Consider the following 13838-nt stretch of genomic DNA (forward strand, 5'->3'; position numbering starts at 1 on the left):
GAAGGTCTATTTTATTTTCAAACAAACCACTTCCCCATTTTCAAGTAACTCATCATTTTCGAAAAACAAAATTCGATTATCAAATTTCGCTTCAATCAAATAATGACTTCCTCTAAAATAAGAATTTACAACTTCTACTTTTATATCGGAATTAATCGAAACTTTTAATTGATGCGGATAAACAAATTTCAATTCTCCATCAATTTCAATTTCGTTTACATCTCCAAACAAAGAAGCTATATATCGATTTTTTGGATTGTCATAGATAAACTTTGGAATTCCGCTTTCCATGATTTCTCCATCTTTAATAATCGCTACCTCATCAGCAAAAGCCAAAACATCGGTGCTATCGTGAGTTGCAACAATACAAGTGATTTTTTGTTCTTTTAGGTAACCGAACAGCTTTCTTCTCAAACTATTTTTTCTAAAATTATCAATGTGACTAAAAGGCTCGTCTAACAATAACACCTCAGGTTCTAACGCTAAAACTCTGGCAATGGCTACACGTTGCATTTGTCCACCACTCAAAAACTTAGCTTTTACATTGGCATATTCAGTCATTTCTACGATTTCTAACAATTCCGAGATACGGGCTTGTTTATCTTCTGGAAAAAAATTTGAAAGATACTTACCTACGTTTTCAGCAACTGTAATGAATGGCATTAAATCGAAATCTTGTGCCAAATACTTCATAAAAGACATCCCTGGAATTAAGTGAAATTTAGGACCTAGTACTTCGGTTTCATTCCAAAAAATCTGTCCTTCATCTAAATCATACAAACCGTAAATCAGTTTTAGTAAGGTACTTTTTCCGCAACCACTTTCACCTATTAATGCTAAATTCTTCCCATTTGTTAAAGAAAAACTTACATTCTTTATGACCAATTTATCTTGATAGGAAAAATATATTTCATTAACTCGTAACATCTTTTTTTTACAAAGTAAATTATAAAAGCCAACCTTTTAAAATTTTTAAAAAAAATATTTTTTAAACTTCAATTTAATTCTATATTGCAACACCCAAATTAACCTTAAAATACAAATGAAAAAAACTTACTTCATCCTAGCAACTTTGCTATGCTTTTTATTGTTGTCAAAAAGTACTTATGCACAAATTGGTGTAGAGGTAAATTACGGACTTAATGGCGTTTTTGAACCAAGTATTAATGATTTGTCTCACCTAGGAGGAGCAATTTCTTATGATTTTGATGAGACTTACGGAATGAAAATTGATTTCGCTTCTGATAAATTTAGAACAAAAAACCTTTTATTTACTGAAGAGACAGGAATTGATATTACCAGAATCTCACTTCAAGGTACAATGAATATTACTACTGCATTTACAAGATCTAAAAGTTATGATTTCTTTAATTTAATAGCTCATGCTGGTGCTGGGTATTCATTAGTTAAATCGAGTTACAATGCTGGAAATGACAATTTGGTAAATATTGTAATGGGCTTAACTCCTCGATTTAAAATTGCAGATAAATTATATTTTGCAATAGATACCTCAGTTATATTTAATGTTTCGCAACATTATAATTTTGATGGAAGCTTTTCATATACAGAAGCGGTAAATTCTTTTACAGGAATTACATACAATGTTACCGGAGGAATTATTTACAAATTCAATGAGATATACTAAAAAACAGTCCTAGCTAATAACATAATTTTATCAACAAAAAAAGACTGCATTAGAGCAGTCTTTTTTTTATTTATCAATTTATTATTTATTTCCCAGCTTCTTTTTTAGCATCTTCAATCATTTTATCATTAGCTAAAATAGCAAATTCAACACGTCTGTTTAAACTTCTACCTGCATCCGTATCATTTGTTGCAATTGGTTCAGCTTCTCCTAAACCTACAACAGAAAATCTACTTGTAACCAATCCTTTGCTTGCTAAATAATTTTTAACAGCTGTAGCTCTCTGATTAGATAAATTTAAATTATAATCATCGGCGCCTTTACTATCTGTAAAACCATAAATTTTAATATCAGTATCTGCATACTCTTTAAAAACTGGAACTAATTTGTCTAAATTTTGTTTCGCTTTAGTGGTTAAAGTAGCTTTGTTAAAATCAAAGTTTACCGAATTTTCACCTAGAACTAATCGAATTCCCTCTCCTACTCTTTCCACTTGAGCACCTGGCAAAGCAGTTTCAATTTCTCGAGCTTGTTTGTCCATTTTATTACCAATAACTCCACCGGCAACTCCACCAATTACAGTACCTAAAACAGCTCCTAATTCTCCGTTGCCGCCTTTTCCTAAATTGTTTCCTAAAACTGCACCTAAAACACCTCCACCTACAGCTCCAATTACAGCACCTTTTTGAGTATTATTAGCATTTTTTACAGAATTACATCCTGATAAAATAACACTCCCAATAAATGTACTTACTACTAAATAAATTGCTACCTTTTTCATATTCTTCTATTTTCTTTCAAAATTATATACTACATCAACAAATTTTCCGCCAACATTAACCTTGTCAATCAACTGAAAAGTAGTTTCATTTACATTGGCCACTCTTAAAATATAACCAGAATCTGTATGTTTTGCTTTTACACCTTCGGCTAAAAATTTAACGACCATAAAACCTTCTTTATTTACATACCAAGTAATGTTACTGCTGTAAGATGGACAATTAACTTTGTCTAAAAGCATGTTTCCTTTGTTGTTGTTAGAAACAAAACTCCATTGACTTCCTTCAAAACACTTAGCATCAGCAATGTTAAATGATGTTACCTTCAAATAATCTGAACCTGGAAATGTTACCGAAGCTATTTTCCAATTTCCTTTAATAGCGACTTCGGTTTTGTTATCCAATTTCGTACTCGTAACTGTCTCTTTTGGTTTACAACCAAAGAAAGCAATTGTTAACAATAAGATTAGTGCACTTTTTTTCATTTTTTTATTTTTTTACTTATCTACAAATTTACTCTATTTAATTGGCAAAAGTAATTTTAATCTCATAAAAGAACCTTAGTACATGTACTACGTCAATTTGGCAGATTCTTAGTTTTGGTATTGAATTTGAATTACTCAAGATTCAATTGTTTAACTAAAAAATTTTAAAATATGGCATCAGGAAAAATTAATGTTTCAGTAGAAAACATCTTTCCCTTAATTAAAAAGTTTTTGTACAGCGACCACGAAATTTTTCTTCGTGAATTAGTATCGAATGCGACCGACGCTACTTTAAAATTAAAACATTTAACCAGTATTGGCGAAGCTAAAGTAGAATATGGCAATCCAATCATCGAAGTAAAAATCGACAAAGAAGGTAAAAAACTACACATCATTGACCAAGGATTAGGAATGAGTGCCGATGAAGTGGAAAAATACATCAACCAAATTGCTTTTTCAGGTGCAGAAGAGTTTTTAGAAAAATATAAAGATTCTGCCAAAGATTCAGGTGTAATTGGTCATTTTGGACTTGGATTTTATTCTGCTTTTATGGTTGCAGAAAAAGTGGAAATCATTACAAAATCATACAAAGACGAACCCGCAGCACATTGGACATGCGATGGAAGTCCGGAATTTACTTTAATACCTCATGACAAAACAGAAAGAGGTTCTGAAATCATCTTACATATTGCAGAAGATTCACTTGAATTTTTAGAAGAATATAAAATCCGTGAATTGTTAACTAAATATAACAAATTCATGTCGGTGCCAATTAAATTTGGAACGAAAAAAGAAGCACTTCCAAAACCAGAAGATGCTCCAGAAGATTACAAAACAGAATACCAAGAAGTAGACAACATCATCAACAATCCAAATCCTGCTTGGACTAAACAGCCTGTGGATTTAACAGATGAAGATTACAAAAAATTCTATCACGAATTGTATCCAATGCAGTTTGAAGAGCCGTTATTCAACATTCACTTAAATGTAGATTATCCGTTTAACTTGACAGGAATTTTATATTTTCCAAAAATGGGAGCTGATCTACAATTACAAAAAGATAAAATTCAATTGTACCAAAATCAGGTATATGTTACCGATAATGTGGAAGGAATTGTACCTGAGTTTTTAGGAATGTTGAAAGGTGTGATTGATTCGCCAGATATTCCGTTAAACGTATCGCGTTCGTATTTACAAGCGGATGGCAATGTGAAGAAAATTTCGAACTACATCACTCGTAAAGTAGCGGACAAATTGAAATCATTATTCAACGAAAATCGTGAAGATTTCGAGCAAAAATGGAACGACATCAAAATTGTATTGGAATACGGAATGCTTTCGGAACCAAAATTCTATGAAAAAGCAGGCGATTTTGTATTGTATCCAACTACTGATGATAAATACTTTACATTATCCGAATTAAAAGAAAATTTAAAAGACAATCAAACCGACAAAAATGGAAAATTAGTTGTGCTTTACGCTTCAAATAAAGACGCGCAACACAGTTATATTGACATTGCAAAAGAAAAAGGCTATCAAGTGTTATTGTTAGATTCACCAATTGTATCACATTTAATTCAAAAATTAGAAGCTGATAACGAGAATGTAACTTTTGCACGTGTAGACGCAGATCATATTGACAAATTGATTCAAAAAGATGATGTTCAAATTTCAAAATTAAGCGAAGATGAACAAACCAATTTAAAATCGGTTTTAGAAGCAATTGTTCCAAAAGCAAACTACACAGTTCAATTAGAACCAATGGATAGCAACGCTGCACCATTTATGATTACGCAACCCGAATTTATGCGAAGAATGAAAGAAATGAGTGCTTCTGGCGGTGGTGGCATGTTTGGTATGGGTAATTTTCCAGATATGTATAATTTGGTAGTGAATTCTAACTCAAATTTAGCAACAACTATTCTACAAACCGAAGATAAATCGGCACAAGAATTATTAGTAAAACAAGCTTTAGATTTAGCAAAAATTTCACAAGGATTGCTAAAAGGAGAAGAGTTGACTGCTTTTGTGAAGAGAAGTTTTGAAACGTTGAAATAATATGATTTTCAGAAATATTATTTTCAAAAAAACATACTAAAGTTAATTTTATATCGTTAACAAGGTATTAAACACACCAATTATGAAGAAAAAAATTTTAAATATTTTAACAATTGCATCAATAATCACCACTATTGGTTTTATTGCAGATGGCGATGTTAAAGAACCAAACGTTATAATGCGATTTTTCGAATTTTTTATGATGACCGGAATTGTTTTTACCTTAATTTCTATAATTTATTTTAGTTATGCATTTGCAAAAAAGAATATTCTGAAAATCTAAAAATAAATTCAACACTATAACTACAAAACCTACAAGGAATTTGAAATCCTTGTAGGTTTTTTTTTGTAAATTTGAATTATAAGAAATATATCATGAAAAATCTAACATTCGAAATCGAAATAAACGCTTCTGCTGATAAAGTTTGGAACGCCATGTGGACTGAAGAAAATTATAAAAAATGGACAGCCGCTTTTTGCGAAGGTTCGTATGCAAAGTCTTCATGGAAACAAGGCGAACGTATTCATTTTTTAGATCCAAACGGAAATGGTATGTACAGTGAAATATCTACTTTAGTTCCGAATGAAAAAATGTTTTTTACTCATCTTGGTAATATTAAAAACTTTGAAGAACAACCTTTAGACGAAGCTACAAAAGCTTGGACAGGAGCACAAGAAAAATACACTATAATTTCAAACGGAGCAACTTTAAAAGTTTTAGTAACACTTGATATAGTTGATGAATACGCTAATTTCTTTTTAGAATCTTTTCCAAAAGGATTAGCAACCATAAAAGAAATCGCTGAGAAATAATGAAAGAACCATTTCAAATCATCTTTGTTCTGCTTTTGGGAATTTTTGGTTTTTCGCAAGAACATATAAAACCAATACCGGGTTTTGACATTTTAAAAAAATATCAAAACGTTCGTGATTTTACTATTTCTACATCTCAAGATGAAATTTATTTCACCATTCAAAATCCTTCCGAAGAACGAGCTGTAATTGCCGTAATTAAGAAAAAGAAAAAAAGATGGTCTGAACCCGAAATGACAACGTTTTCTGGAAACTATAGAAACATCGAACCCTTTTTAACGCAAGATGGTTTACGTTTGTATTTCGCATCGAACCGACCTATTGACGATACGACAACAAAAGCGAAAGATTACGACATTTGGTACGTAGAACGAAAAGACCTAAAAAGTAAATGGTCGAAACCAATAAATGTTGGTGCTCCAGTAAACTCTGCTAAAGATGAATTTTATCCTTGCGTCACAGCAAATAGAAATTTATATTTTACTTCAGATGCAATAAAAACGTTTGGAAAAGATGACATTTTAGTATGCAAATGGGACGGAAAACAATATACCGAACCTGAAAATTTAGGCATGAATATCAATTCAACAGGATATGAATTTAACGCTTTTGTGAGTCCGAATGAAGAATTCATTATTTATACTTGCTACGGAAGACCAGACGGTTTAGGAAGTGGCGATTTATATATCAGTTACAAGAACAATAAAGGAAATTGGGATGAACCAAAGAACTTAGGAGAAAAAATCAATTCCAAGCAAATGGATTATTGTCCGTTTTACGATGCAACTACACAAACACTCTACTTCACGAGTAAAAGAATGATTGTAATTGATAAAACATTCACTAATTTAAAAGAATTTGAAACCGAAATTTCTAGTTATGAAAACGGATTTAGTAGAATTTACAAATATCAAGTAAAGTTATAATCATGGCACTATCTATAGAAACTCCAGCTTTATTATTCTCAGCAACATCGTTGATTCTTTTAGCCTATACAAATCGATTTTTAACGATTGCACAGATCATTCGTAATTTAAAGAAAAACTATGACGACAATCACAATAAAAACATCCTTCTAGAAATCAAAAATCTGAATTTACGATTAACATTAATTCGTTACATGCAATTGTTTGGCGTAATGTGTTTGTTTTTATCGGTTTTTGCGATGTTATTACTTTATGTAAATCAAGAAAATCTTGGTATTTACTTTTTTGGATCTAGTTTACTTTGTTTATTGATTTCTTTGGGAATCTCGTTTTGGGAAATCAGTATTTCCGTTAATGCTTTGAGAGTTCATTTGAAAGATTTATCAGAAGATGTTGAATAAAGTTTTAATTTTTATTAAACCTTTTATATTTTAAGATGTCAAATAGTAATAAAAAACATTAATTATGAAAAGATTACCCTTTCTTTTGTTGTTAATTTTTGGAATTACAACAAGCTATGGTCAAGAAAATGGCAAAGATGATTTTCCTGAATTTACAGGTGAGAATTTTAGCTTAGAAGGTGCTTTAGCCCTATTTAAGCAAGCAAAATCACTAGAAGAATTTGAAAAATTGATTAATGAAGAAAACAATAATGTTAACAATATTGATTTAAACAATGATGGTGAAATTGATTACATTGTGGTGCAAGATATTCAAGAGAATAATACGCATGTAATTGTTTTAAGCACGTATTTAAGTGAAAAAGAAAAACAAGACATTGCAACAATTGGGATAGAAAAAACAGGAAATGAATCGGCAATACTACAGATTGAAGGCGATTCAGAATTATATGCAGAAAATACTATTGTTGAACCTTTTGAAGTCGATGAAAAAATTGAAAAATCAAAAGGCGGACCAAATGTTCCTGAAATTACACCAACCGGTGTAGTAGTAAATGTTTGGTTTTGGCCAAGTGTTCGTTTCTTATATGCGCCTGGGTATGTAGTTTGGGTTTCTCCTCACCGTTGGGGATTTTATCCAAGATGGTGGAAACCATGGAAACCCTATCGATATTCTGTTTTTTACGGAAAATGTGCACATCATCGTGTGTATTATCGAAAAACTACAACACACAGAGTTGTTGTTGCTAGAAAAGTATATACACCTAGAAGAAGCAAATCAACTGTAGTAGTACATAACAGAAGAGGAACTACAGTAATACACAAAAACAAAAGAGGAAAAACTACCGTGGTAAAAACAAAACGTCGTAGTGGTAGAAGATAAGGATTGGTTTATTATATAATTTGTAGTAAAATCTCGTTTAAAGCAATTTTAAACGAGATTTTTTTATTAAATGCCTTATGATGATTCAAATTAATTACCAATAGCAGGCTGATCTTCTTTTTTATCATTATTTAAAATATTACCTTCTTCTTTTGCTAATTTATTTTTAGTCGGAATTTTATAATTTAATGTGATTCCTACTCTTCTTGAATCGTTTTTACTTTCATAAACTAAATCCGTTCCTAAGGCATTAAATCCTTGTTTATTGGTGTTAAAAATATCGTTACAATAAACAGAAACCGATAAATTATTGTTTAAGAATTTCTTAGCAAATGTAACATCAAATTGTTGACTAAACGGCGCTCGATTTTCATAATAGAAATAATTTCCTCCTGTTGATGAAGTATTATAATTTGCCGTAAACTTAATTTTACTTGGCAAAACAATTTGAGACATAGCATTAAAAAACCACAAACCTTTTCCGCTAACATCAGGCAAAATGTGCTTTTGATGTCCAACATACAAGTATAAAAAATTAATCTCATCTGGATTAAAATCAAACTTCAAGGTTTCCTTTAATCCTTTTGTAAATAACATATACGGAACAGGCAAGCCCAAATTAAAATTATGAATGGTTACTTGCGGGATATTTTCTGAAACACTTGCAGCTCCATCGCCATCAGTAATTATTCTGTTCATTACCTGATTATTGGCATCGCTACGAGAATAACCAATGAAAAAGTATTCAAAAGCACTTATTTTAAACTCATAATTATCAAAAATGGTAGGTTCTAAATTTGGGTTACCAAAAAACGAAACATTTGGATTTTGATAATTGGTATTGTTCGGATTTAAAGCAGATGTATTGGGTAAGCTAATCTTTTTATTATAATTCGCATTCACAAAAACTTGTGGAATTATATTGTATTGAATGCTTGCATTTGGAAAAAATCGGGTTTGATTAAATGGGATTAATTCATCCGTATCTGTATTTCCATCAATAGCATAGGACTCTAGTCTTCCTCCTAAAATAAAATCAAACTTTTTATAGGTAGATTGAAATTCAGTATAAGCTGCTAAAGTGGTTCGTTGATAATCTAAATTAGTTACACCTAAATTTTGCGCTTCAAATTCTAATTTATCGGCTAAAACTCCAGTAGAAAATTTAGTTTTCTCTAAAAATGAAAATTCTTGGGAATAATCGGTTTTAAACTGATAAAACAATTGATTATAACCATTATCTAATACTGAATTTCCAGAAACTCTGTTCGTTAAATCAAAATTATTATTAACCGAATTCACATTAAATCTAAAATCTAATTTTTTAGTTGCATCATCAAATCGTTTTTGATAATTTAGAGCAACATCATTTCTGTTGAGTTTATTTTTACTTTTATCGCTAGTATTAAATCCAAAACCACTAGCATCAATTAAAGCATTATTATTTGAAGTGGTGAAATCGTAATTGACCAAAAATCTATCTTTTTTAAAATCGAACTTTAAACCGGTTTTAAAAAAGTAAAAACGATTTTCTCTATCAGTTGTGTTTTTAGAAAGTACAGTAGTTTCATTTTGAAAATTTGTGCGTTGATAACCTTGGTTAAAGTTTTGTCCCAATTGTACTTGCCAACCAAACCATTTATTTTTAGCATTTACCAATAAACTATTGTTAAATCGATGGCGTGATTTATCATATTTTGTATAACTATATCCGTTTGAATACGTTGCCGAAAGATACTTTTTAGCGTTTTTTGAAGTAACAATATTTATAATTGCACCACCAGAAGTTGCAGGAAATTCGGCTCCAGGTTGCGTAATAATTTCCACTTTTTCAATAGAATTTGCAGGAAGACTTTCTAAATAGGAAGTTAATTCGTTAGAATAAATATTCAATGGTCTGGCGTCCATAAACACTTCTAATTGTTTTCCTTGATACATCATTCCAGCTACATCAGAAACGATTAATCCAGGTAGTTTTTTTAATCCTTCCATCACAGAACCCGAATTCAAATGGCTTTGTTCAGAAAAATCAAATATGGTTCTGTCGGCTTTTTGTTCAATACTTTTCTTTTTAGATTGCACCACAACTTCATTTAATTCGGTGGTTTTTACGCTATCTTTAGGTGTTTCTTCTTGAGCAATTGAAAATTGAAAGGTTAAAAAAGAAAGGCAAATTAAAAAATTTCTCATTGTAGTAATTTATTTGCAATTAGTAGGCTTTTTTCTTTTTTGTTACAAATAAAATTTTTTATTCTACAATCCACAACAAAACTGGTTTTTCTGATTGTTGTAAACGTTCATCTAATTTTCCCATAAATGCATCAGAAACCGCCGGGCAACCCCAACTCAATGGTGAGTATTTTGGATACACTTCTTTATTTTTAACAGCACTCCACGAATGTAAAACCACTACTCTTTTCTCAGCATTTTTATTAGTTGATTCTAGTCCATGAAGCCAATATTTTACGTTGATTCCCCACGAACTATAGTCGCGATTACCAATTTTATACTTTCCTTTCATAGAACAATGACTATCTATTCGATGATCAAATTTCACTTTTTTCCACTTGTCTGGATTTTCTTCAAATTGGTCACAACTTCCGTGAGTAACCAAATTCCTATCCAATACTTTCTTAGTTTTAAAATCATAAATAAAAAATCGGTTTTTACCCGAATGAATACTTAAATCAACTAAAAAATAATAGGACTCATTATAATCATTCTCTTTGCAAAAGGTTTTTGCTTCTTTATGATAGGAATTGTAATCTTTTACCGTTAAGGTTTCGACCTCCGAATTATTACAACAAAAAAAACAAACCGCAATCAATAGCAAAAAGTGTTTCATAGAAATGGGATTAAAATGATATAACTCCACTTTTTGATTTTTATTTAAGGGTATGCTGTTAAATTCTTACTAAAATTAAACCATCCAAAAAATCTTTTTTCTTTTATCTATTCTCTTTTTTCTTTTTACCCTATCTTTGCGCCCCTTAAAAATTTAGGAAATGTCGAACAACAATATCATAAAAGGAGTTTTTCTTGTAGCATTAGGAGCAACAAGTTACGGAATGTTAGCCACTTTCGTAAAACTAGCATACAAAGAAAATTTCACAACTGCCGAGGTAACTTCTTCCCAATTCATTTTAGGTATCATTGGAATTTTAATTATCAATTTGTTCCAAAGAACCAAAAATAAAAATACTGCTGTAAAAGCAACACCAAAGAACATTTTTCATTTAATGTTAGCTGGAACTTCTTTAGGAATGACCAGTGTTTTCTACTATTTAGCAGTAAAATATATTCCAGTTTCAATTGGAATTGTATTATTAATGCAAACCGTTTGGATGGGTGTTTTATTAGAATGGTTTTTAGATAAAAAAGCGCCATCGGCTCAAAAAATAATTTCTGTAATCATTGTTTTAATCGGAACGGCTTTAGCAATTAACATCTTTAAAATAGATTTTAACAACCCAACAATTGATTGGGCAAACGGATTATTTTGGGGAATTTTAGCAGCTGCTTCTTTTACTACAACTATGTTTACTGCAAACAAAGTCGCATTAGGAATTTCTTCAGCACAAAGAAGTTTGTACATGCTTTTAGGTGGAGCTGTAATAGTTTTTGGCTTTAGTTTATATACACAAACAACGCCCTTTAACTTTGAAATTTTTGCTAAATGGGGAATTGTTTTAGCATTATTTGGAACCATCATTCCTCCTTTGTTATTAAACGCAGGATTTCCTCATACTGGAATTGGATTAGGAAGTATTGTTTCTTCACTTGAATTACCAGTTTCGGTTATGATGGCTTATTTTTTATTGAATGAACAAGTTTTGTTAATTCAATGGATTGGAATTGTGTTAATAATTGCTGCAATTATTATCATGAACATTCAGTTTAAGAAAAAAAATTAGCAAGAATTACACTGTTAATAACTTTATTTCCAACCATTTAATAAGCATTCTTTTTTTAGTAATTTTAGTTAAATAACCTTTACAAGAAATTGTAATTAAAACTATTTAACTATGAGAAAATTATTTGCCGAATTTTTCGGAACCTTTTGGTTAGTATTTGGTGGATGTGGCGCTGCAGTTTTTGCAGCTGGCGTTCCAAATATTGGAATTGGATTAGCAGGTGTTTCACTAGCGTTTGGTTTAACCGTTTTAACTATGGCTTATGCTGTAGGTCATATTTCTGGCGGACATTTTAATCCTGCAGTTACTTTTGGATTATGGGCAAGCGGACGTTTTTCATCAAAAGAAATTGTACCTTACATTGGGGCACAACTAATTGGTGCAACTGCCGCAGCTGGTGTTTTATACTTAATTTTAAGTGGCGGTAGCGGAACTGAATTTGCAGCTGATTCTGCTGGTGCTTTTGCATCAAATTTCTATGAATCTAACGCATTTGATCCGAAAACATATTATAACGGTGTTGGATTTTCAATGGGAGCAGCATTTTTAGCTGAATTCATATTAACTATGTTTTTCTTAATTATCATTTTAGGCGCAACAGATAAATTAGCCAACGGTAGATTTGCAGGAATTGCAATTGGTTTGGCTTTAACCTTAATCCACTTAATTAGTATTCCAATAACCAACACTTCTGTAAATCCTGCTCGTTCTACTTCTCAGGCTCTTTTTGTACAAGGTGAAGCCTTGAGCCAATTATGGTTATTTTGGGTAGCACCAATCGCTGGAGCCATTTTAGCAGGCTTTATTTATAAAAATTTATTACAAGACAACAAATAATATTCCCCATAAAAATAGTAAATTAGCGATGTTAATCATCGCTTTTTTTTATGCTCGACTTATTCCCAATAGAGAAAATTATTCTACCATTACCTGATGCGGTTTTTGAATTTTATCCAAATTTCTTCAATCAAGAAGAAGCGGAAATGTTATTTGAGAAACTCATGAATGAAACCCCTTGGCAACAAGATGACATCACTATTTTTGGAAAGAAAATTGCCCAACCTAGATTAACTTGTCTTTTTGGAAACGAAGGCAAACCTTATTCCTATTCGGGTTTAACCATGCAACCTCATGCTTGGAATCCTACTATGATGTTTATTAAAGATAAAGTAGAACAAATTTCCGAACAAAATTTCACAACCGTTTTAGCCAATTTATACCGAAACGAAAAAGATAGCAACGGTTGGCATGCCGATAATGAAAAAGAATTAGGCAGAAATCCGATAATTGCCTCTGTAAGTTTTGGGGAAGAACGTAAATTTCAATTGAAACACATTTCAGATAATAACGTAAAATTAACGCTTAATTTAAACCCCGGAAGTTTATTAGTAATGAAAGAAGGTAGCCAAATTCATTACAAACATCAAATTCCAAAAGCTACCCAACCCAAAAATGCGAGAATAAATTTAACGTTTCGAACAATTTTGTAATTATTATTTAAAAAACAATGTCAAGTTTTAGAAAATTTTAAAAATTCCTAAAAAAGCAATTGGCACATTTTTTGAATTTATTTTTTTACTAATATTGAATTATAAACCAATAAAAAAGTTAGAATTAGTATTCATCTGATGAGAAAGAAGAAAATTTCAGAATTCGACAACGAAACACTAGATAGAGTTGTTGCTATGGCTCAAGAGGAAAAAAAACCTTTTGAAGTTTTAAAAGAGGAATTTGGAGTGACTGAAAACGAAGTCACCGAATTAATGCGCAAACGATTATCCAAAGACAATTTTGAGCTTTGGAAAAAGAAAGTTACGGCAAGTAAGCCAAAACCAAAACCCATAAAGTACAACGAATTAGAAGATGAAGATTTAGATAGTAAATATTACTTCAAAAATAAATTCGACTAAAAACTAAAGCTCTTAAATAAAATA

Annotated in this window: 16 protein-coding genes; 11 read left to right on the top strand and 5 right to left on the bottom strand. The window is 31.0% G+C overall.

Annotated elements, in window-relative coordinates; translation table 11 throughout:
• Positions 1-6: 6 nt before the first annotated feature.
• Positions 7-927, bottom strand: coding sequence for an ABC transporter ATP-binding protein (locus B2741_RS05290; RefSeq protein ID WP_291136096.1), 921 nt, complete (start codon positions 925-927; stop codon positions 7-9).
• Between the two features lie 115 nt (positions 928-1042).
• On the opposite strand from B2741_RS05290, the gene B2741_RS05295 reads away from it, so the two are divergent.
• Complete coding sequence (locus tag B2741_RS05295; RefSeq protein WP_291136098.1) at positions 1043-1645, top strand: hypothetical protein; 603 nt, start codon at positions 1043-1045, stop codon at positions 1643-1645.
• Positions 1646-1730: 85 nt separating this feature from the next.
• On the opposite strand, the gene B2741_RS05300 is transcribed toward B2741_RS05295, so the two are convergent.
• Both B2741_RS05300 and B2741_RS05305 read right to left on the bottom strand, forming a co-directional pair.
• Positions 1731-2426 (bottom strand): OmpA family protein, encoded by a 696-nt coding sequence (locus B2741_RS05300; RefSeq protein WP_291136100.1) that lies wholly within the window; start codon positions 2424-2426, stop codon positions 1731-1733.
• Between the two features lie 6 nt (positions 2427-2432).
• Positions 2433-2909, bottom strand: coding sequence for a lipocalin family protein (locus tag B2741_RS05305; RefSeq protein WP_291136102.1), 477 nt, complete (start codon positions 2907-2909; stop codon positions 2433-2435).
• 171 nt (positions 2910-3080) lie between these two features.
• Between B2741_RS05305 and htpG the strand changes: the two genes are divergently transcribed.
• The 6 genes from htpG (at position 3081) to B2741_RS05335 (ending at position 7990) form a co-directional block, all read left to right on the top strand.
• Entirely contained in the window at positions 3081-4967 is a 1887-nt protein-coding gene (gene htpG, locus B2741_RS05310) for a molecular chaperone HtpG (RefSeq protein ID WP_291136104.1), read from the top strand.
• A gap of 82 nt (positions 4968-5049) precedes the next feature.
• Positions 5050-5250 carry a hypothetical protein gene (locus tag B2741_RS05315; protein ID WP_291136106.1) on the top strand — a complete coding sequence of 67 codons (201 nt, stop codon included), beginning with the start codon at positions 5050-5052 and terminating at the stop codon, positions 5248-5250.
• Positions 5251-5342: 92 nt separating this feature from the next.
• Positions 5343-5780: an SRPBCC domain-containing protein gene (locus B2741_RS05320; RefSeq protein WP_291136108.1), complete on the top strand. Its 438-nt coding sequence runs from the start codon at positions 5343-5345 to the stop codon at positions 5778-5780.
• Positions 5780-6706 (top strand): hypothetical protein, encoded by a 927-nt coding sequence (locus tag B2741_RS05325; RefSeq protein ID WP_291136110.1) that lies wholly within the window; start codon positions 5780-5782, stop codon positions 6704-6706. The genes B2741_RS05320 and B2741_RS05325 overlap by 1 nt, the downstream gene beginning before the upstream one ends.
• Before the next feature lie 2 nt (positions 6707-6708).
• Positions 6709-7107: a DUF2721 domain-containing protein gene (locus tag B2741_RS05330; RefSeq protein ID WP_291136112.1), complete on the top strand. Its 399-nt coding sequence runs from the start codon at positions 6709-6711 to the stop codon at positions 7105-7107.
• Positions 7108-7171: 64 nt separating this feature from the next.
• Positions 7172-7990: a hypothetical protein gene (locus B2741_RS05335; RefSeq protein ID WP_291136114.1), complete on the top strand. Its 819-nt coding sequence runs from the start codon at positions 7172-7174 to the stop codon at positions 7988-7990.
• Positions 7991-8080: 90 nt separating this feature from the next.
• On the opposite strand, the gene B2741_RS05340 is transcribed toward B2741_RS05335, so the two are convergent.
• Both B2741_RS05340 and B2741_RS05345 read right to left on the bottom strand, forming a co-directional pair.
• The gene (locus B2741_RS05340; protein WP_291136116.1) at positions 8081-10180 is read right to left on the bottom strand and encodes a TonB-dependent receptor domain-containing protein; all 2100 of its coding nucleotides are present in this window, start codon (positions 10178-10180) and stop codon (positions 8081-8083) included.
• A 58-nt stretch (positions 10181-10238) separates the two neighbouring features.
• Positions 10239-10835 carry a murein L,D-transpeptidase catalytic domain-containing protein gene (locus B2741_RS05345; RefSeq protein WP_291136117.1) on the bottom strand — a complete coding sequence of 199 codons (597 nt, stop codon included), beginning with the start codon at positions 10833-10835 and terminating at the stop codon, positions 10239-10241.
• Positions 10836-10995: 160 nt separating this feature from the next.
• Here B2741_RS05345 and B2741_RS05350 point away from each other — a divergent pair, with 160 nt between their 5' ends.
• The 4 genes from B2741_RS05350 to B2741_RS05365 all read left to right on the top strand — a co-directional run bounded on the left by B2741_RS05350 (position 10996) and on the right by B2741_RS05365 (position 13814).
• The gene (locus tag B2741_RS05350) at positions 10996-11904 is read left to right on the top strand and encodes an EamA family transporter (RefSeq protein ID WP_291136118.1); all 909 of its coding nucleotides are present in this window, start codon (positions 10996-10998) and stop codon (positions 11902-11904) included.
• A 111-nt stretch (positions 11905-12015) separates the two neighbouring features.
• The gene (aqpZ, locus tag B2741_RS05355; protein WP_291136120.1) at positions 12016-12741 is read left to right on the top strand and encodes an aquaporin Z; all 726 of its coding nucleotides are present in this window, start codon (positions 12016-12018) and stop codon (positions 12739-12741) included.
• 50 nt (positions 12742-12791) lie between these two features.
• Positions 12792-13394, top strand: coding sequence for an alpha-ketoglutarate-dependent dioxygenase AlkB family protein (locus B2741_RS05360; protein ID WP_291136122.1), 603 nt, complete (start codon positions 12792-12794; stop codon positions 13392-13394).
• 138 nt (positions 13395-13532) lie between these two features.
• Positions 13533-13814, top strand: coding sequence for a TIGR03643 family protein (locus B2741_RS05365; RefSeq protein WP_111566856.1), 282 nt, complete (start codon positions 13533-13535; stop codon positions 13812-13814).
• The last annotated feature ends 24 nt before the right edge of the window (positions 13815-13838 follow it).

Origin of the sequence: Flavobacterium sp. UBA7663, assembly GCF_002483315.1 — a bacterium.
GTDB lineage: Bacteria > Bacteroidota > Bacteroidia > Flavobacteriales > Flavobacteriaceae > Flavobacterium.